Below are 21017 nucleotides of genomic sequence, written 5' to 3'. Positions count from 1 at the left end.
GTATTGCATCGCGGCTGAAATAATTTCTTTTTCCTCATCATAAAAAATGACCATTATGCCACAACAAAGCACAGATGGCGTTATCCTGGAAGCGGCATGGAAGCTGCTATGGACGCCCAACACACCCTATTATCTTCCCAATGTAATGAAGAACGGCCTCAAATGGAATGGGATCAATATCGATCCGCTGGAGGGAGCTGCTGTAGGTAAGATCGGGCCGATCACCCTTTTTAAGGACAGCGTGCTGGGATATATCTCCCTCACCATGAACGACAACAACATCACCGGTTTGCCATCCATCTCCAACGGCGGTCTTTCGTATGACGACAACACGCATACGGTTACTTTTACGATCGGTTTCGGTCAGCTCAACTTCGCCGGCAATTATGAGGTAGACTCAGGTGGCATTACCGGCTGCGCCATCGCAACAGCCAATGGTTTGCTGAACATTTTCAAAATGGCGGCAGCAGGTGGATCAGATAATGATCATAATATAGACCTGGCCTACCAGTATCGCGATAAGCTGTCGGCACCGGATAACCCGAATGGTAATGCGTTGGTAGATACCTTCTATGGACAGAACGATACGATGAATAGCGTGGTGCTCGCCCGGAACGGCGTAGTGAACGGGCAAACCAACAAAACCAATGGCCTGTTCCATAATGCATGGTTGAAGCATACTACCAATGGCCAGGATACCGCCTACTATATGAATGTTACCAGCACCGCTTCCAACCAGCCCGATAATCAAAACACCGGCTTCAATAATGATGATTATAATGAGCATGGCTTTTATATGGAGGTAGCCATGACCATTGAGGCCAATGCCCTGAAAGCCCTGGGCGATCCCCGCGGAGATGCCCTGTACCAGTCTATTCTGGGCAATGCAACCAACGGCAGCTCGCTTGACCAGGAAGCACGTTCCTATGGCGGCAATAATATCAATGATTTTATGGGCTATGTGAGATCCGGCGGATCTCAGGCCAATGCACAAACCGATACAGCCGTTGTACAAAACCATAAAGCCGCGATATATGCAAAGGCCAAAGCAAAAGCGGAAGCAGACCACGCAGACTGGATCGCGAACAACCGTCACGAGGAATACGCCAACGGTGCAACCGCTTTCGCATCCCTGGGCGATGTGTCTCAGCTGACCGGTTCTTTCACTGATACATTCAGCGCACCTACCGTATCCGTCAGCGCTACTGTTGCCACGAAGAACAATACGCTGAATGTGACGGTAACAGAGCTAGAGGCAAATATTCCTTCATTGCATGTAACGCTCACTCCCAGCCATGCTTCAGAGCTGAATAATAAAGTACAGAACGCTATTGCCAATGCAGGCTTTATGCAGAACCTGCTGAAAACAAAGATTGAAAAAGCGCTGGGAGATGATAACGTAAAATCATACCTCTCAGACCGCGTGAACCAGGCGATCCGGAAGATCTTCGGTTAATAGTATTATTTAATTATTACCACCCTCAAAATAACATATACTATGAGCTTTGATGTAGCCGTAGGCGTTAACCAGCAGCAGCTGAACGCCTGCAGTCAACAATTATATGGCGCTGTTCCCAACCTGTTCCAGGGATCCGGCAGTGATCCCAAATACCCGGGTATCACCATGACATGGCAGGCCACCCAGGCGCCTGTATTTAATCTTTCGCCTACTGCAGCTGCAGTGGCCGCACTAAAAGAAAAAGCACTGAACGAAGCCACAGAAGAACATGCCGAACTGCTGAATGCACCGGCCTTCCGGGAAGCCCTTGACAATGCGCCTGCTTTTGACCTGAATTTCCCTAACCTGCAGATCACACTCAAACAACCAAACAACGAGCAGACGATATTGAACCTGGATGTTACGCTGGGCTGCCTGCTCTCCGTATCAGGTGGCAACCTGCAGCTCGCGGCCAGCTCGGCCACTTATCAGCCGCTGAAAGATCCTATCGAGGACTTTTTTGCGCGTAACCTGGTGATGCCGCAGCTACTGGCATCGGCCAGTAAGGCGCTGGCAGGTCTCAGCATTCCCCCGCCCGATCTGCCGGGCATCCAGCTGTCGCCCATTGCAGCTACTATCCGGAACGGCGCTATCATCGCCGTAACTAACCTAGTCAGCAATGGCCCAGCCTCCGTACCGGCAGGATATAACTGGCCCAATACTCCCTTTTTCGCTTTGTTAAGCCAGCCGGCGTTGCAGGCGGTTACCAATGTAGCTATCAGCAGCAGCAGTAATTATTCCGGCAAAGGCGAGGTAGGCTCCAGTGTGGGCGGAGCGGATTATCACTATTCCATCAATATCACCCACCCCTCGGTAAGGATCAGTGGGAATGATATTGTGATGGACTTTGGTGTGAATGGTAACGTAGGAGCGAAGGTAACGGTGTTATGGGTGCCCATCGGCGTCAATTATGATGTAGAAGGCGGCCCTGCGCCACAGGCAACTGCAGCCCTGCAACCCGCAGGTGGCAATCATATGAACATCATTGCCAGGAGCCTGAATGCATTTACTTTCCTGCTGAAGCCCTCGGGCAGCGTTATAGAGAAGATCATCTCAGCGATAACCTGGCCCATTACACAGGCTATTACAGCAGTGGTAACGCCTATTGTCACTACTTCCCTCCACAACATCAATTTTACTTCCTATACATTGCCTGCCTATAGGGTGAACATCAATAACACGCAGATGCAGTTCGTTCCGCAGGTAAACAATGTAGGCAACTGGCAGGGGATGATGGGGATTACCGGCTCGCTGGCTGTTATTGCCTGACGATTATTAAAATACGCTCACAGATTAACCATTAAATTATGACACGATTATACCGGCTCATCCCTGCCGTAATAATACGCCCATTGGTATTGCTGTTTTTCGTTTTAACCGGCATCGCCAATGGGCTTACCGGACAAACAGTAACGGCCCTGAGCGGCGACGCCCTGACGGGCAGCATCATGGATGTGTATTTCCTGGACGTAGCACAAGGCAATTGCATATTGATCAAACTACCCAACGGTAAGTTCATGTTATATGATGCGGGCTCTACTTCCTCCTCGGTAGATCCGAATGTAATAGCGGCTAAAGTGAACGCTATTACAGGAGGGACTGATATCAGTACCATCTTCCTTTCACATCCCGACGCAGATCATATCAACCTGATCCCTTTCATTGCGGAGGCCCGGCGCCCCAAATATGTGCATTTCAGCGGCGACACCTCCAGTTATATGGGCATCCTGGGCACCTGGATGGCCGCATTACCCGGTACTACCAAGCGGGTTACTTACGGCACCTATTACAAGAACACAAAGCCAAGTAAGGATGTAGAAGGAGATCCCAAGGTAGATATTTATATCCTGGCCGCTAATGTAGCCGGCGATCCCAATACACAAAGCCTGGTGATCTCAGTGGATTATCAGAATAATAATGTGCTGCTTACCGGCGATGCTACCGCGGTAACAGAACGCTGGATCCTTGGCCAGTGGACCAGCGGCGCACTGGAATCTACCCTGCTTTCCTTTGGACATCACGGTTCCAACCATTCTTCCAATAAGGCCTTCCTGGCCAAGGTAAAGCCGAATGTCGGTATTTTTTCTGCCAGCGCCGCACACATGGGATATGGACATCCACGCTGCATATTATTGGACTATGTAGAAAAAATGGTGGATGTAAGTGGTAAAAATAATATTACCATTCCCATGCACCGCCTTGACTGCTGGGATGCAGACAAGGGGCAGTATGTGACCGAGAATAATGACCTGGGTGTTTTTTTGACCGCCACCCAGGGGAATATCCGTTTCAGCTCCGACGGTACCGACTATACGGTGCTAGTCGACAGGTTGCAATGATTTTTTAACGACCAATCTTATTCGCGATGACTATCGACGCTTTGTATAACATCATCACCAACCCGGAATGGTACAGCGGCAGTGCGCTGCAGTTACCAGCCGGCGCGGTAGATACGGATGGCCCGGTATATACTTTGCTGAACACCTGGGCAGGCAGCACTTTAAATATATCCGGCATTTCCGAACCTCCCAAAAAGAATGGAAATACCGTCACGCTCAGCGGCACTATGAGCCTGCTGAATGCGAATAACGTCAACGTACAGACGATCGTATTCTCCATTATTGATGAGAAACCGGCATTATTCATTGATTTTCCGCTGCCGTCCTCCTGGTCCTTTGCCACATCCTTCCCCGTATTGGCAGGCACAGGGATTTCACAGCTTAGTTTTCAGCAGTCGCATTTCTTACTCAGCTCATATGTGCAGGCGGCTGGCGGCAACTATCCGGCTTTGAGCGCAGGCCTGAACTTTTATGCGCCTTCACTGCTGACCAACACCGGGTTGCTGGAAGTGGTAACAGCCTTGTTAGGCGGCGGACAAACCATTGCGATCAGCGGACCGCTGAGTATATTATCCGGCAGCATTCAAAACCTTAGCCAGTTACAACCCGGCATCACCTTGTCTACTGCCGCGCATAATATTTCTCCGGCCAGTTTTCTGACCCTGCCCGTGTCCTTACAATGCAGCACGTTCCTGCAGATGCCTCGTAATGAATTGACAGTAGCGGTGCTGTTAAGCAGCCAGGTCACCATCGGCGCCAAGCCTCCCATAGGCGTCAGCGTAGATATTACCGACCCCGGGAAATTGCTGGTGTTTGAAGCTGATACCGCTGTATTCGTACAGCACTCCCTGCAGGAGCTGGCGGGTTTCCTCAACAATGCGCCGGTGGGAGATGAGCTGAAGAAATACATTACAGAACTCAGCAATTTTATCACGCTCAAGGGCATACGTATCTATATCAATACCAAAGAGATCAACAAAAGCCTGGCAAAAGCGTTCAGCGCTATTGCCGTAGACGTAGGCAGCACCAGCGAATGGAATGTGCTGCCCGGCTACTTCGACCTGAAGAGCTTTGACGCGACCTTCATGGTCAACGATATTATCGATAACCCGCAGATCACTACCATTGTAACTGGTACCGTAAAGTTGATCGATCATATTGACCTGCTGCTGAGTGCAAGTTTCCCGGATGTTTCCTTTGATGTGCAGCTGCAGGAAGATAGTACCATCAACCTTACGCAGCTGTTCGCCAAATTCTATCCCCCCGCTTCGGGTTTCCCGGTGCTGATCTGCAACCAGCTGGATGTGAATGGTACGCCCGGTGAAAGCAACTATGGACTGTCTGCAGGTTTTACCGGCGACTGGCAGATCAATTCCGGTGTACGGCAGATCAGGCTGAATGAAGCGGTGCTGTCGCTGAACTATGATAAGAACGGGAACCCTGCTACTACCGGTAACATCGTTGCCGTTGTAGATTTTATAGGGAACGGAGACAAGCCCATTGCGGAATTTTCCGTGAACTGGGATATCCGCAAGAGCTTCCAGCTGCAGGGAAAATTCCCGGACATCAATCTCACGGAACTGGCGGAGAAAATTGTAAATGTAGTCAGCCTCTCTCTGCCATCCGGCTTTCCGCAACTGAACCTGCAGAATTCAACGGTCACCTTTACAGTGCTAAACCCTTCCGGTGGCAATAATCCGACCGGTACGGTGTATGATTTCTCGCTGACTTCCACCGTGCAGATCAATCATACAGACCTGGGACTGGTATTTGAGATCCAGAAGAATGGCCAGGGCTGGGGATGTGTGGCAGGCATATGGACAAAGAACTGGGAGTGGTCGCCTGCACAGCAATGGCCGGATATATTTGGCACGATCCTGAAAGACATCAGCTTTTCAAAGACGGGCCTTATTGTGTCCTCACTGGACAATCCATCCGTGCAGATGCAAAATCCGCCATCGAAGATACCGACAACCATCGGCAAAGGGCTAACCTTCTTTACCAGCATTGACTTTGGCGGCTCTGCACTGCAAGTGTTGAAGACCTTCTTTCCGGATGCTTCCGGTATCAGCTTTTATGCCTACCTGGCCGATCCTTTATCTAATTCCCAGTTTATCGGGAAAATAGGAGAGTCCTCCAGCACGGACAAGTATTCATTTGACGGCTTACAGTTCATCATATCGCCTGCCACCAAATCCTTCTCATTACAAACCGGCGTTACTTTCGAGTTCACCGAAATAGCCGGCCCCAGGAAAGGGCAGCCGGTGAAGCTGGATTTCATTGGCGGCGGTACCCTGAACCTCGAAGGAGAATTTGACCTGTACTTCGTGCTAAAGGCATTGGAAGAAGGGCAGCAGGCCATACAGGTAAAACGGCTGCAACGATATACCTATAATAAGCTGCTGCAGGGGAACAGTATGCTGCAGATCGGCGCTCCTCCTCCCACCGGTCCCGGATGGAAAGACCCATTGGGATTGGAGGGCATCACTATCGGGAACTTTTGGGGAGAAGTAGGCGTATCCGTAGAAGGCGCACTGAAATTTGGCTTCGGTGGTAATGTTGCCATTGGAGACGTGAACCCCGTGGAGCTGGAAATGGACGTAGTGGCGGGAATAGAAGTAGAAGTACCGGTACTGTATGTATTTGTATTTAAGCTCATCGAAGAAGACCAGACAAAGAGCATCCAGCTGACCAGCCTCATAAAGCAGTTCACCAGCCTGGATCTTTCCTGGGTACCCGTATTGAACGGCATTTCATTTAAACAATTCCAGCTCTACATCGTACTGGATCCTGCAGGCTGGCGCAACCCGGCTACGCAAACCCAATACCAGATGGGCTTCTACGCTGCAGGGGATGTTACTTTCTACGGCTTTGAAGCAGTATTCGATATCGCTATCTATTTCAATTCAGGGATCAAGGCATGGGGCTATATCGATAAACCGCTCTCGCTGGCCGGCGGTTTATTCAAGCTCTCTGATGCAAGTGGAACAAAAGGCCCCTACGGCCTGATAGATACCACTTCTATTATTGCGCCTACAGATAAGCCCTACCTGTACCTGAACGCTTCTATGACCCTGCTGGCGTATTCAGACACCATCTGCGCCTATATCAAAAATAACGCCTTCTACATAGAAATGACCCTGCACCAGTTCATCTTCACTGAGAAGGTGCTCTGCAGCCTCAGTTATGCAGGTGGCTCATTCAGTTTCATCGGGTCAGTAGGCGGGTCTATCGGCCTGCATTTACATACCTCCGCCGTAAAGGTCAAAGGCCTGGAGATCATTCCGCCGGTGGATCTGGATATCGAGCTGGATATGAGCATCACCATCTCCATCAATCCAGGTTTTGGCTTCCGTGTAAAAGGTTCTTTTGGATGGGGATCGCTGACCCTGACCGTTGACTTTATGCTGCCGGAGATTAAATCATGGAACGATCTGAAAAAGCTTTTAATTGATTACCTGGGCAAATATGCAGACCAACTGTTCCGCGACCTCGTAAACGATGTAGCCAGGTGGGTAGATGCCTTGAAGCAGGGCTTGTTCACTGCCGCAGAAGATGTGGCCAAATTGCTGCGCAATGCATTTAACGTAGCCGCCGACGTAGCCGCTAAATTCCTGGGCGCGCTTGGCTGGACGGTGAAGCAGATCGAAGATGCGCTGGTGTCCTTCTGGGATAAAACCCGGAAAGAGGCCGAGAAGATCGTGTCTGAGATCCTGAAGTATTGTGCTATCGACCAGGCCTATGGATTATTCAGCAGGCCCAGCGTCTTTACCATGCGCCCTGACGCAGAAATGCTGCAAGCGCTGGTAACGGCGCCCGGTGCACAGGACATGCTGTATCACTATTACCTGCACCAACCCGAAATTGCTTCCATCTGCACAGACAACCAGGAAGTACGCAGCCGCTTAAAGCGCATGCTGAATGATCATACGGCGCAAAAGGAGCAAAGCATACCGGTAGTAGAAGATCTCATCACGCTCCTGCAGGTATTCAGGAAGAAAGGCAGTCCGGAACTGGCTGATGGCCTGCAACCTTTACTAACGCTGCTGCGGCCTTACAGGAGCTATCATTACGCCGCATTCATGGCAGCAATGGAAGAACAGCCACCGGTAAAGGAAGATTATAAATGTCCGCCACCTGTGGTAGCGTAAAATTAAATCAACGGAATAGTAACACTGATATGCAACAAACAACCGCTTCCGATGTAATAGCACAGGCCAAAGCTTTATTGGGCGAAGAACTGGAAGCCTTCGAAAAGGCATTGATGCAAACCTTAAAAACGCAGAAGAAATACCTGTCGAAGAATACCGTCGAGATCTATAAACGCGGCAAGCGCTTTCGCCCCATCCTGCTCCTGCTGAGCGCCCGGCTCAATTCGAAAGAACCGGCGGATACGCCGCTGCCGGATAAAGTGATACGCGCTGCCGTATCCCTGGAAATGCTGCACGTAGGCTCCCTGATCCATGACGACATCGTAGACAAGGCGCCCCTGCGCCGCGGATTACCGAGCCTGCATACAGAACGGGGCCATGAAGAAGCCATACTGGTAGGCGATATGCAGATGATAGCATCCATGCGCAACTTCGTCAGCTCCGTGAAAACACAGCGCGACCTGAAGCTGGTGCGGCATTACCTGGATACCGCCTTTGATCTCTGCCGCGGTGAAATTGACGAGCTGCATAAAAAGCCATCCTGGAAAACAAGCGATCTGCGGCGCACTTACCTGCGCACCATTGACCGTAAAACAGGGCAGCTGATCGCACTCGCCTGCGAAGCGGGCGCCCGCCTGGTAAATGCCAGGGCAGGCAGGGTAGTATCTATGGAGAAATACGGCATGTATTGCGGCCGCGCCTTCCAGGTGATGGACGACCTGAAGGATATTTTCCAGACAGACAAAGAGGCCGGTAAACAACGCTTTATCGACCTGCGCAACGCGCGCATCTCACTGCCCTATATCTATGTGCTGGAAACTTTGCCCAAAAACAACCCGGTAAAGAAGATTCTGTCCGGCAAGGCCTATACGGAAGCGGAGTTTAACCAGGCCAAACGCCTGGTATTGCAATCGCCCGGTATGGACAAGTGCTATTCAGAGGCAAGGGTGTACATGATCAAAGCAGTAGAGCAATTGGAAGAATATGGTGATAACGTATACGCCAATTGCCTGCGCAGCCTCGTGGAAACTATTGTAAACAATTAAAAGCTTCTTTGACTATGACAACAAAATTAACAGATGAACCGATCCTGAAGTTCCTTGTGAACTACCTGTGGGGACAAATGTCTATTCAAACCTCCCAGTTCTTTTTGCCCGCGATCCTGGCAAAGCAGGCAAATTCTTATGATCCTTATTCCGCCGGCGACTGGAACCTGGGCACCCTGCCGGATAATAATGATGCAGTTTGCCTCAGCGGCAATGATCCAGGCACCTGTATAGGAAATCCAACCCTTAAATTGAGCGGAGTGGTGATCAAAGGGTTGTACAACCTGCAGCCCAATGCTACCAGGCCTGTTGTTAATAATACCAATGTAAAGGCCAGCATGGACTTCTGTACCCTGCCACTCAGCGCACCACATGTTACCAGCCAGTATGTAGTGGTAACGGGCCGTTACCAGTATGACCAGGAGTGTCTGAGCTCCGATGGGAAAAGTAAGTTCCCGGTAGAAGGCACCGGTAGTTTCACTGCCACTATCTTCAGCGGACAAGGTACCGGCGACCTGGACATCATTCCGGACCCTAATGATAGCTCAAAACTGAAAGTAGTGGTGAACTCCATGACGCTTGGCATTCCGTCTACCTATGCGGGCAAATTGTGCACCGCGCCCGGCGCTTCATCCAGCAGCAATATCTGTATCTCCATTAAGATGGACAGCGGCCCGGATTATAATTTCCTGGCCAACCAGGCTGCCAACTATAAAAAGGTGAGCGAGATGATCGTTACCAACATTAACGATAAGCTGACCAATCCCAGCGTGCTCACAGACCTCGGGAACGTGCTCACCAACGCGGTGAATAATGTCTTTTCATCCGCTTCCTTTGCGGATGCCTTTGAACTGTATAAGGCCGGTATCGAGTAACAGGGCTGAATATCAGTGCTTATTTTTTTACAAGAGAAAAAGTGAAGGGCAAAAGTCCCTTCACTTTTTCATTTATTGTAACTATATTGGTATACACGTAATGAAAAACCGATGCCCCCTGCATGTACGATAGCGAAGACATAATGAAAACAGCGCTCCGGCAGGATACCTCCGCCGCAGTAGCCGCGCTGTTTGAACAGTACGCCGCCGGCCTGCTGGGCTATGCCTGTAAATTCGTAAGCCGGGAAACTGCCGAAGATATTATACAGGAGGTCTTCATTCAGCTGCACCGCCAGGCCGCCGGCCTGGAAATAAAGCATACCATCCGCAATTACCTGTTCCGTGCCGTGCATAACAGGTGCCTGGACCAGCTCAGGCACGATATGGTCCATAAACGCTATGTAAGCCGCGCCCTGGCAGAATTGCACCTGCAGGAACTGGCCTATTATGATCCCTCATCCGGCCGGGAAAGCCTGCTGATGAATGCGGAAGACGGCAGTATCTGGCAGGCCATTGAGCAATTGCCTCCCAAATGCCGTGAAATTGTAAAGCTCCGCTACCAGGAAGGCCTCAAAACCAGGGAGATCTCCGATGCCATGGGCATATCCTCCCGCACGGTAGAAACACAACTGTACAAAGCCCTGAAGCTCCTCAAAGGGAAAGTAAGAAAGCTCAGCTACCTCTTCTGGTCATTATTATAATCACTTTTTGGCATCGCGGGAAAGAGCCTTCATCCCATTGCCAGGAGCAATCGGGTCGTCATCCCCGTCATTGCGAGGAGCAGCAAAGCTTTTGTGCCCCACGCTCTTGCCCACGCTGCTCCTCGCAAGGACGGAGATGAAGAAAATATTTTTTTCAACCCTATACGTAGAAACGAACAGCTTGATCGTCTACATAATAGCAACATCTCTATGCACGATAATGAATTCGACTATCAGCTCCTTATAAAGTTCATTGACGGCGCCGCAAATGAAACAGAGCAGGAACGCGTGCTTGCCTGGATCAATAGCGCTGACGCCAATAAAGAACTTTACTTCCGGGTAAAAGATATATTAGACCGGCAGCGGGCAACCGGTATCTCCCGGGAAGATCTCAGCGCGCAATGGCTGCAGGTACAGCAGGCCTTAGCGCCACCCCGGCGATCTTTTAGCCTGGGATGGATGAAATACGCTGCCGTCCTGCTACTGGCCATCAGTGTTGCCCTTTATTTCTTTTCCCGTAACAACGAGCCTCCCAAACGGATGCTGGTAAAACTATCGCCAACAGACAGCGCCCGGATGATCCTATTGCCGGACAGCAGCCTGGTATGGCTGGGGCCTGGCACTGAGCTGCAATACAACCAGCAAATGGAACAAGACGGACGTGCCGTCTGGATCAACGGCACCGGCTATTTCGATGTAAAAGCACAGCAGGCAAACAATGCCTTTATCGTGCACACACAGCGGATGGAAGTGACTGTACTGGGTACTTCCTTCGTGGTCAGGGAAGATGAGCGCCGTTCCTCCGTAGTGGTAAGCACCGGCGCTGTAAAGGTGAACGCCCCGCAACAGGCGCTGACGCTTCACCCCAATGAAAGATGGCTGCTCGAAGACGGCCGTTCCCGTAAGGAGCCTGTGAATGCTGCCCTGTATACCGCCTGGAAGGAAGAGGATCCCTACCTGGAAAATACCAGCCTGGCGGCCATAGCTGAAATGATCAGTGTTATTTATGGATATACGATCACCATTGAAAAACCGGAACAGCTGAAAGGACAGACCTTCAGTGGGCGCATTGCTTTAAAAGACAAGCCCGAGCTGTGGAATACACTGTCCATTATGTACAACGTAACAATTATTAAAAAAGAAAGACACGTAACTATTCAACCAAAATAAGATCGCTGCACTTCCTTAAGTGAACAAAACTTTTCCGTTATGAAACAAGCTCTACGTTATTTACTAGGGGGCCTGGGGATCGTTTGCTGTAGCCTGAGCATGGTCTTACCTGCCACCTATGCCCAAACAGCCTTTGTGCAAAACGATACGCCCGGCCGCGATGAAACGCTGTCTGCACAGCGGAGTAAAACTGCAAAGCTGGATCTGAAAACCGTACTGGAACAGATCTATCAAAAGCATCGTTTGAAATTCATTTATAATGAGATCCAGGTGAAAGACATTAAGGTCTCCTCACAGCTGCTGCAACTGGAAAGCGGCCGCCTGATCAACAGCCTGGAGCAAACCCTGGCTGCACATCATCTCAGGCTGAACAAAATGGGAGACTTGCAATACCTTATCATCCCTGCCTCCGGTTCGGGCCATGCCAACGTCATAGATAAAACAGACCGCGCTGAGATAAAAGTGAACGGCATCGTAAAAGACGGTATCGGTAATCCGCTGCCCGGTGTAACCGTAAGAGTGATCAAGGCAGAAAAGGGCACTATCACGGATGAACGTGGCTACTTCACTATAGACGTAGATCCGGTGGGCTCGCTGGAATTCTCCTTCATAGGGTATAAGCGGCAGGAAGTGAGCGTGCGCAACCGCGTGGATATGGAAGTGATCCTGGAAGCAGAGGAAGGCGGCCTGAACGAAGTAGTAGTGGTAGGTTTCGGCAAGCAGAGAAAGGTGAGCCTTATCGGCGCGCAATCAGGCGTAAAAGTAGAAGAGCTGAAACAGCCGGTACGCAACCTCAGCACCTTGCTGGCCGGCCGCCTGGCAGGTATTGTAGGCGTGCAGAGAAGCGGGGAGCCGGGTTATGATGATGCGCAGATCTGGATACGCGGGATCTCTACCTTTACCAACAGCCGTCCGCTGGTATTGGTGGATGGCGTAGAAAGGCCTTTCGCCAATGTTGACCCACAGGATATTGAAAGCTTTAATATCCTGAAAGATGCCTCTGCCACTGCTGTTTACGGCGTAAGAGGGGCCAACGGCGTAATCCTGATCACCACTAAGCGGGGTAAGTCGCAGAAAACGCAGATCAATTTCGACTTAAATACCGGTGTTACTGAATTTACCCGTCTGCCCGAGTATGCAGATGGCGTCACCTATATGCAAATGGCCAATGAAGCCATTACCACCCGTGGCGGCACACCGCAGTATTCAGAAGAGACTGTTCAGAAAACCGCCAGCGGAGAGGATCCTTATTTATATCCAAACGTGAACTGGATCAAAGAGATCTTCAACAAATTTGGCACCAACAGGCGCGCCAATATGAATATACAGGGCGGTTCCGAAGCGGCCAACTACTATGTCTCCGCCTCCTATTTTGATGAAGTAGGTTTGTTCAAACGCGACCAGCTGGCCAAATACAATTCTGCCATTAAGTTCACGCGGTATAATTTCACCACTAACCTGAACCTGAAAGTTACTGCTTCTACAAAGCTGGAATTTGGCGTACAGGGATACATTGGCAATGGCAATTACCCGGGTACCGCTACCGGCACTATTTTCGGCTCGGCCTTATCTACACCGCCTACCGTATTTCCGGTGCGCTATCCGGATGGAAAGATCCCCGCCCTGCAGGATGGCTCTTCTGTGAACAATCCTTATGATCAGCTCACACAGTCGGGCTTTGCTACAGAATTCCGTAACCAGATCTTTTCCAACATCCGGGTAAGGCAGGATCTCGACTTCCTGCTAAAAGGGCTTTCCTTTACCACGATGTTCTCTTTCGATACCTATAACCAGCACAACCTGCGCCGCACCAAATCAGTAGATACCTGGCTGGCCACCGGCCGTGACAGCGCCGGACAGCTGGAATACCGTCAAACCCGCATTGGCGCTAATTACCTGGGCTTTAGCAGGAGCAATGGCGGTAACCGGCAGTTCTATACCGAAACGGCGTTGAGTTATGATAATGCTTTCGGTAAACACCGCGTAGGCGGTTTGCTGTTATATAACCAGAGTGATAAGGTAGATGCCTTCCAGGATGACTTCATCGCTTCCATTCCCAGAAGACAAAGAGGCCTGGCGGGAAGAGGCACCTATTCTTTTGATGACCGCTATCTCTTTGAAGCTAATTTTGGCTATAACGGCTCCGAAACATTCTCGCCCAACCGCCGCTACGGTTTCTTTCCCTCTGTAGGCCTCGGCTGGATCGCCTCCAGTGAGAAGTTTATGAAGCCGGCAGCGAATGTGATCCAGTTTTTAAAATTCCGCTTCTCTTACGGATTGGTGGGCAACGGTGAGATAGAAGGACGACGCTTTGCCTACATCGCCACCGTGGCCAGCACTAACGGCTACGCATATGGTAATGAAAGACAGAACAACTATAGCAACGGTTATGATATAGGAGAGTATGCTTCAGACGTAACCTGGGAAACGGCAAAGAAAACTAACCTGGGAGTGGAATTCACCACCCTGAAAGACCGCCTGAATATCCAGGTGGATTTCTTTAAAGAGAAACGGGACAACATTTTCCTCAGGCGTTCTTCCATCCCCGCCATGCTGGGATTGCGCAGCAACCCCTATGGCAACCTGGGGAAGACCGAGAATAAAGGTATTGACGCCAGCCTTGATTTCAACATGAAGATAGGAGAGCTGATGCTGGGTTTGAAAGGCAATTTCACCTTCAACAAGAACAAAGTGATCGAGGATGATCTGCCGCCATGGGCTTATCCTTACCTGGAAAGAAAAGGCAGAAAGATCAGCCAGCGCTTTGCCTATATCGCGGAAGGCCTTTTCCAGGACTCACTGGAGATACTCAGAAGCCCCAAACAAACAGGAGATGTACGGCCCGGTGATATCAAGTTCAAGGATATTAATGGGGACGGTGTAATTAACTCCTATGACCAGTACCCCGTTGGCTATGGCGCTGTACCGGAGATCGTATACGGTTTCGGTTTAAACCTGGCCTACAAAAATGTGGCAGTAGGCCTGTTCTTCCAGGGAGTTGCCAATGTAGATACCTATGCATATGGAGAAGGCTTCGTTCCCTTTGAGCAGGGTGGTAACCGCGGTAACCTGATGAGCGTGATCACCGACCGCTGGACGCCGGAGAATCCCAATCCTCATGCCTTTTATCCCCGTCTCTCTTTCGGCGTTGTAAATGATAACTATAAGGAAAGCACCTGGTGGGTGAAGAATTCCAGTTACCTGCGCCTTAAGAACCTGGAGATCAGTTATACGCTGCCCCCGCGGTGGTTAAAGCGTGCAGGTGTGCAACGCGCACGCATTTACCTGCTGGGCTATAATGTACTTACCATCAGCTCATTTAAACTGTGGGACGTTGAGCTGGACCAGGGCAGGGGCACGCAGTATCCGCAGCTCACTTCCTATAACCTGGGCGTTTCCCTGCAATTCTGATACCGCACAAAAATCATTGTATGAAACATTTCCACGTATGTACATTACTGTTAACAGCCGTGCTGCTGGTAGCCGGCTGTAAGAAGGGCTTCCTTGACCAGGTGCCGGATGACCGTATTACGATCGACGAGGTATTCTCGAAAAGAAAGTCGCTGGAGCAATACCTGGCCAATATCTATGACCGTATCCGGGATGAAAGCAACCAGTGGAATTCCAATCCCTGGCTGGGCTGTTCTGATGAAACAGACATGACCTGGGCACGTGGCGGCTACGATAGTTATTTCATAAACATCGGCAGCTGGGACCCTACTTCCGGCTTCTATGATTTCTGGACGCATTATTACCAGGGCATCCGCTCTGCCAGCTATTTCCTCGAGAATGCAGACAAATGCCAGGAGATCCTGGCTTTGCCCGAAGGCAATGCACTGCTCACAAAATACAAAGCAGAAGCCCGCCTGCTGCGTGCATACTTTTATTTCTGCCTGCTGCGCCAATACGGCCCGGTACCTTTGCTGGGTGAAAAAACATTGCCGCCGGACGTGCCTTTTGAAGAAACACAGATCCCGCGCAACTCCTATGATGAGTGTGTAAACTTCATCAGCACGGAACTGGACAAAGCAGGCGCCGATCTGCCGCTGCAGCAAACAGACCTGGTAGAATACGGGCGTGCCACAAGGGCATTCGCCATGGCGATCAAATCACGCCTGCTTTTGTATGCTGCCAGTCCGCTGGTGAACGGGAACACAGGCTATGCCGGCTTTAAGAACCTCGACGGTAAGCCCCTGATCAGTCAGCAGAACGATCCCGCCAAATGGCAGAAAGCCGCAGATGCAGCGAAGGCAGTGATTGACCTGGGCATTTTCAACCTGCTGAAAAAGAATGACGCCTCCGGCAATTTTGACCCCTTTCTTTCCTGCCGCGATGTGCTGCTGGATCCCTGGAATAAGGAAACGATCTTTGCCCGCGGCGGCAACGATGTGTATCAATGGGAAGTGCATTGCTCTCCCCGCTTTGCCGGCGGCTGGAGCGGTGTAGGCGCTACCCAGCAGATCGTGGATGCGTTTCATATGGCCAATGGCAAGATGATCAGTGAACAGGGCTCAGGCTATGTGGAAGAAGGTTTCTCTGCTACAGATACCAAATACACCAAAGCAGGTACTTACAATATGTACGTGAACCGGGAGCCGCGGTTTTACGTTTGCATCACCTTTAACGGCATGACCTGGTTCAATACCAGCGAAGGCGAAAAGACAGTGGAGCTGTATAATACAGGCAATACCGGGAAACAGGGTTCCTATGATTATTCCCGTACCGGCTACCTGGTACGTAAGAATTATCACCCCAATACCTATCCGCGGCAGGGGCGATCAGTAGCTCGTCCGCTGGTGCTGTTCCGCCTGGGAGAGATTTACCTGAACTATGCGGAAGCACTGAATGAGGCACAACCCGGCCATCCGGACATTCTTATATACGTCAACGCAATCCGCGAAAGAGCAGGCATCCCGGGCTTGCCCGCCGGTTTAACACAAACGGAGATGAGGACGCGTATCCGCCAGGAACGCAGGATAGAGCTCGCATTTGAATATCATCGCTATTTTGATACACGTCGATGGAACATAGCCTTGCAAACAGACGGAGGCCCCTTTTACGGGATGAATGTCGATGCAGGCAATAATGTACAAGACCTGAGCTTCTATAAAAGGACCGTTTTCGAAACAAGGGTATTTGCGCAGAAGCATTATTTCTTTCCGATTCCCCAGTTTGATATAGACAGGAATAAGAAGCTGGTGCAGAACCCCGGCTGGTAGCCAGATCGCTCAACTAAGGAACATATCCCGGTTGCATACAGGCGGCCGGGATTTTTAATACGCATACTACTGTGGCAACAAGTGTACGACCGACACATATCTGCTAAAAAAATAACCGCCTTGGCTTGCATACAACATTCCCGCCTATTATCTTTATTAGATCGAGAGAGCAACCAATAGGTTAACATGGTATACAGTGACAATGAACTGCTATCACAGATAGCAGAAGGGGACGAAAATGCGTTTAATACACTCTATTTTCGGTACGACACGATGTTGTACACGTTTTTACTGAAGCTGACGAGGTCCGAATCCACCGCCGAAGAACTGCTACAGGAAACCTTTTTGCGCTTATGGCTGTACCGCGACAGCCACGCGGAAGTGGTGCATCCCCGTACCTATATCTATCGCATCGCGGCTCATCTTTCTTATCGCTGGCTGCAGGAACTGGGACAGCCGCCAGATATCGTCCGTAACCCGGGAGGCAAGCTGGCCTGGAAGGATATGGAAGCCCTGGTAGGCCGCATCATTGCCGGTATGCCGGAGCAGCGGCGTAAGATCTACCAGCTGCATCGCGACGGAGGATTGTCATCCGCCGAAATCGCCGAGGAGATAGGGGTTACCGCCAATACCGTGAGGAACACCATCACCGCGGCCATCCGGCAGATAAGGGAACAGTTGCTGGAAGCGCGCGAGCCGGCCACCAGCCCCGAAGAACATGCGGAGGATGGAACCGTGCCTGAGCTGCTGGTACAGCTGATAGAACAAACAACAGCAGATGAAGTACTTCCCATGGAAGATCGTGAAAGAAGGCTATCCGCCATCCTGGAAATTGACAAGACCATCGCTGCCTATAAGACAACCTCCCACCTCCTCCGCCTGTCTTTTCGCAGATGGGGGTGGCTTGCTGCTTCCGTGCTTCTGCTATTGGCGGAAGGGGCAGTGGTCATCCTGGCCATCAATGCTAACAGGAAACAGCACCTACAGCAAGGGGTGGTCACCTACAATACACTTACAACACCCAGGGGCGGACAGTTCCGCGTGCAACTGCCAGACGGTACGTTGGTATGGCTGAACGCGGCTTCTTCCCTGCGTTATCCCACCGCTTTTGCAGGAAAGGAAAGAACAGTGGAAGTAAGCGGGGAAGCTTACTTTGAAGTAGCTGCCACCAAAGGCAGGCCCTTTATGGTGAAGATCGGGGAAACGGCCGCCGTGGAAGCGCTGGGCGCCAGCTTTAATGTGAATGCTTATCGGGATGAAGCAGGCATCCATACCACCCTGCTCAAAGGCGTTGCGCGGGTAGCGATTCCGAATACCGGCGACCAGGCATTGCTTAAACCGGGCCAGCAGGCGGAGATCACCAACAGCCGGCCGCAGGCCGGTATAAAGATCATCAGCAACGCCGATATCGATCAGATCATGGCCTGGAAGAACGGCCTGTTCAACGTTAAGGATACCGGGCGGCAGGTGCATAGCGCCTGGTGATCATCCCCTGAAAAAGAAAAGCAGTACGTTTTACCGTACTGCCTTTCATCGTTTATTGGGTTAGTTGTATTAAAAAATGCGTGCAAAGAATGTTCTCATATCCTGCCAGGAAGCGCTATCTGCCGCAGCATTATAAGTGATCGGCATATTGAATTTCTTCCCGAGCTCTGTAGCGGCAGGGTTAGTGAACGCATGTGTTGCCCCGGGATATGTTTTAAACGTATAGTCTGCCCCGATAGAATCCAGCCCTTTCTTGAACTGCGCCTCTTCCTGCGGAGAGATAAACTTGTCGTCACCGCCATGGCACACCAGTATCTTAGCCTTCAGCAGGTTTTTATCCGGGTTCACACCAGCCAGGCTGCCATGAAAGCTCACCACGCCATTAAAGGGCAATCCCATTTTAGCAGCATTCAGCACCATCGCCCCGCCAAAGCAGTAACCAATAGCCGCCACACGGCTGCTATCTGTCTGGCTAAAAGTTTTCAGCTCCGCCAGCGCCGCCGCCATCCTCGACTTGATCAAAGCCGGATTCTTATAGAACGCACCAGCTGCCTTACCCGCTTCATCAGGTGTAGCCGCCTCTTTGCCGTTGCCATACATATCCACCGCCAAGGCTACATAACCCAGTTCAGCCAATTGCCTTGCCCTGCTTTTCGTATAGTCATTCAATCCCCACCATTCCGGCACCACCAATACACCCGGACGTTTCGCATCCGAAGCCTCATTGTACACCACAAAACCGATCAGGGTACTCGTATCATCTTTGTAAGTAACCGCTTCCTCCTTCAGTTTCACTTCAGCCGGTACAGCCGCCGTTGAATCAGCCGCCGCTTCCTTAGATGCCGATTGATTGTTGCATGCAGTAAATCCCGTCACTGCCGCCACTAAACATGTTAAAAGCAAGGTTTGTCCTTTCATATGTAAATAAGGGTTTAAAGCGCTCTCAAATTCGCGCCATAAATGTCGTTCTTTTTCATGATAATAAAAAGACCTACTCATTCTCATTCGTTCACCACATAAACAAGCAGTTTACTAATTCCTTTCCTGCTCTCACCGTTTTTAGCAGTTTTCAAACGGGCCTTTCGCTGGCGCCACCGGCTCGTTACCGCCTCACAGCATTCCTACCGCCTCCATGCCCTCCCACGCACCATCCCCATCCACCCAGCCAGCGCAGCCCGTTTTGAAAACCTGCTAAAAACATAAAAACAAAAAAGCCACCAGTACAAAACCGGCGGCTTCCCTTTTTATCAACCAAACTATAAAATTACGCACCCATCATATCATCCTGCTTCTCCACTACCGCCTTTTGCCTCATCACCACCTCATTGAACCGCTGCTCATCCAACACGCCATCCTCCTGCCCAAAATGCCTGAGCAAATAATAACGGTCATTCTCCTTCGCCTCCGTATGCAACCACAACGCCTCCAGGTTCAGCGCCGGAAATTTCAACAACCGCAATTCTCCCTCCACGCTCTTATCCCGCAGGCTGCCCTTCAGCTTCTCCATACCGCTCTCAATACGGCCCAGGTAATCATCATCTGTACTTACCTGCAACAACTGCGGGTTATCCTCTGCGGTAGACAGGTCATACAATGCCACCGGGCTTTTCTCATCCATCTCTATCACACGCAAGGAGCTGGGCTCCGCCGGTATCCTGATCTCCTGGTTAATATCCTGCAGGCCGATCACATAGGCGTGATGCGGTAAGGACAGCTGCAGCTCGGCAGCGCTTTTATCCAGGTTCAGGTTAGGGCGCTGCATACGGATCAGCGGCCGTACTTCCGGGATGGGCTTCAGCAGTTCTGCTTTGAAGGCGATATCTTTTAACCACATAAAGTAGAAATGTTTTTTCGTGATGTAGCTATGCGTCCATGAGCCGGCGCTCTGGTAGTTATTACTGAACTGGTCTACTGTCAGTATGCTCTTGCCGTAGATAGGATCATCGATGTGAAAATATTTGGTGGTAAGGATCCTGGATACACCATAGATCACCATGAAGTGGCCGCCACCGCCAAACCAACCGATACGGGTACCTACTACCAGGCCCTGGTCTATCTGGTCTTTTACGCTTTCCCAGGTCATCGGTCCCTGGAAAGAAACAAAGTTGTTGGTGCGGGTAAGCGCTTTGTCTAAATACCAGGGTACATTACAGGGGCCCGGTACAGGCGAGGTGCAACAGGTTTGTCCCAGTTCGGATGAAGCGATCTTACATTGCGACCAGGGATTCAGGAAACTGGCATAGAAGAACGAAACGCTTTTAGAAGTGGCCGCCCAGCACCAGTTAGACTGGGTTTGCGCTTCCATGTTGAAATTAAGCACAACGCTCTGGTAAAATTTGTTGAAAATGCTCAGCTCCTGCACAACAGGTTTCTGGATCACCTGTTCCTTAAGATTGGAAAAGTTCATGATCTCTTTAATTTTTGGGGTTGAGAAATAAAAAGCGCACCGGCTTGCAGATCCGGCTCGTGCAACAAAGGTAAGCGCTTCCGTCATTTATGCGGCACGTATAAATACGCAATTTTATTATAACAG

The 21017-nt window shown here is 50.6% G+C and carries 13 protein-coding genes; 11 read left to right on the top strand and 2 right to left on the bottom strand.

Annotation, left to right across the window (positions count from 1 at the left end):
- Positions 1-55: 55 nt before the first annotated feature.
- From ACR9Y8_RS03120 to ACR9Y8_RS03070, 11 genes are all read left to right on the top strand, one after another.
- Positions 56-1456, top strand: a complete 1401-nt coding sequence (locus tag ACR9Y8_RS03120) for a hypothetical protein (RefSeq protein ID WP_481211770.1) — start codon at positions 56-58, stop codon at positions 1454-1456.
- A gap of 42 nt (positions 1457-1498) precedes the next feature.
- On the top strand, positions 1499-2767 hold the full coding sequence (locus ACR9Y8_RS03115; protein WP_481211769.1) for a hypothetical protein: 1269 nt from the start codon (positions 1499-1501) through the stop codon (positions 2765-2767).
- A 38-nt stretch (positions 2768-2805) separates the two neighbouring features.
- Positions 2806-3837 (top strand): ComEC/Rec2 family competence protein, encoded by a 1032-nt coding sequence (locus ACR9Y8_RS03110; RefSeq protein WP_481211768.1) that lies wholly within the window; start codon positions 2806-2808, stop codon positions 3835-3837.
- Positions 3838-3863: 26 nt separating this feature from the next.
- Positions 3864-7988, top strand: coding sequence for a hypothetical protein (locus ACR9Y8_RS03105; protein WP_481211767.1), 4125 nt, complete (start codon positions 3864-3866; stop codon positions 7986-7988).
- A 29-nt stretch (positions 7989-8017) separates the two neighbouring features.
- Complete coding sequence (locus ACR9Y8_RS03100) at positions 8018-9034, top strand: polyprenyl synthetase family protein (RefSeq protein ID WP_481211766.1); 1017 nt, start codon at positions 8018-8020, stop codon at positions 9032-9034.
- 14 nt (positions 9035-9048) lie between these two features.
- The gene (locus tag ACR9Y8_RS03095) at positions 9049-9909 is read left to right on the top strand and encodes a hypothetical protein (RefSeq protein WP_481211765.1); all 861 of its coding nucleotides are present in this window, start codon (positions 9049-9051) and stop codon (positions 9907-9909) included.
- 122 nt (positions 9910-10031) lie between these two features.
- Positions 10032-10610 carry an RNA polymerase sigma-70 factor gene (locus ACR9Y8_RS03090; RefSeq protein WP_481211764.1) on the top strand — a complete coding sequence of 193 codons (579 nt, stop codon included), beginning with the start codon at positions 10032-10034 and terminating at the stop codon, positions 10608-10610.
- Positions 10611-10820: 210 nt separating this feature from the next.
- Entirely contained in the window at positions 10821-11780 is a 960-nt protein-coding gene (locus ACR9Y8_RS03085) for a FecR family protein (RefSeq protein WP_481211763.1), read from the top strand.
- Positions 11781-11819: 39 nt separating this feature from the next.
- Positions 11820-15191 carry a SusC/RagA family TonB-linked outer membrane protein gene (locus tag ACR9Y8_RS03080; RefSeq protein ID WP_481211762.1) on the top strand — a complete coding sequence of 1124 codons (3372 nt, stop codon included), beginning with the start codon at positions 11820-11822 and terminating at the stop codon, positions 15189-15191.
- 20 nt (positions 15192-15211) lie between these two features.
- The gene (locus ACR9Y8_RS03075; RefSeq protein ID WP_481211761.1) at positions 15212-16999 is read left to right on the top strand and encodes a RagB/SusD family nutrient uptake outer membrane protein; all 1788 of its coding nucleotides are present in this window, start codon (positions 15212-15214) and stop codon (positions 16997-16999) included.
- Between the two features lie 186 nt (positions 17000-17185).
- Positions 17186-18484 (top strand): sigma-70 family RNA polymerase sigma factor, encoded by a 1299-nt coding sequence (locus tag ACR9Y8_RS03070; protein WP_481211760.1) that lies wholly within the window; start codon positions 17186-17188, stop codon positions 18482-18484.
- Between the two features lie 69 nt (positions 18485-18553).
- Here the strand turns inward: ACR9Y8_RS03070 and ACR9Y8_RS03065 are convergent, their stop codons facing one another.
- Positions 18554-19402: a dienelactone hydrolase family protein gene (locus tag ACR9Y8_RS03065; protein WP_481211759.1), complete on the bottom strand. Its 849-nt coding sequence runs from the start codon at positions 19400-19402 to the stop codon at positions 18554-18556.
- Between the two features lie 346 nt (positions 19403-19748).
- Entirely contained in the window at positions 19749-20891 is a 1143-nt protein-coding gene (locus tag ACR9Y8_RS03060) for a papain-like cysteine protease family protein (RefSeq protein WP_481211758.1), read from the bottom strand.
- Positions 20892-21017 lie beyond the last annotated feature (126 nt).

It is taken from the genome of Chitinophaga sp. SVR4-12A, from assembly GCF_056754765.1.
The sequence above is the reverse complement of the archived record's forward strand: the minus strand, read 5'-3'. Positions and strand labels throughout refer to the sequence as shown.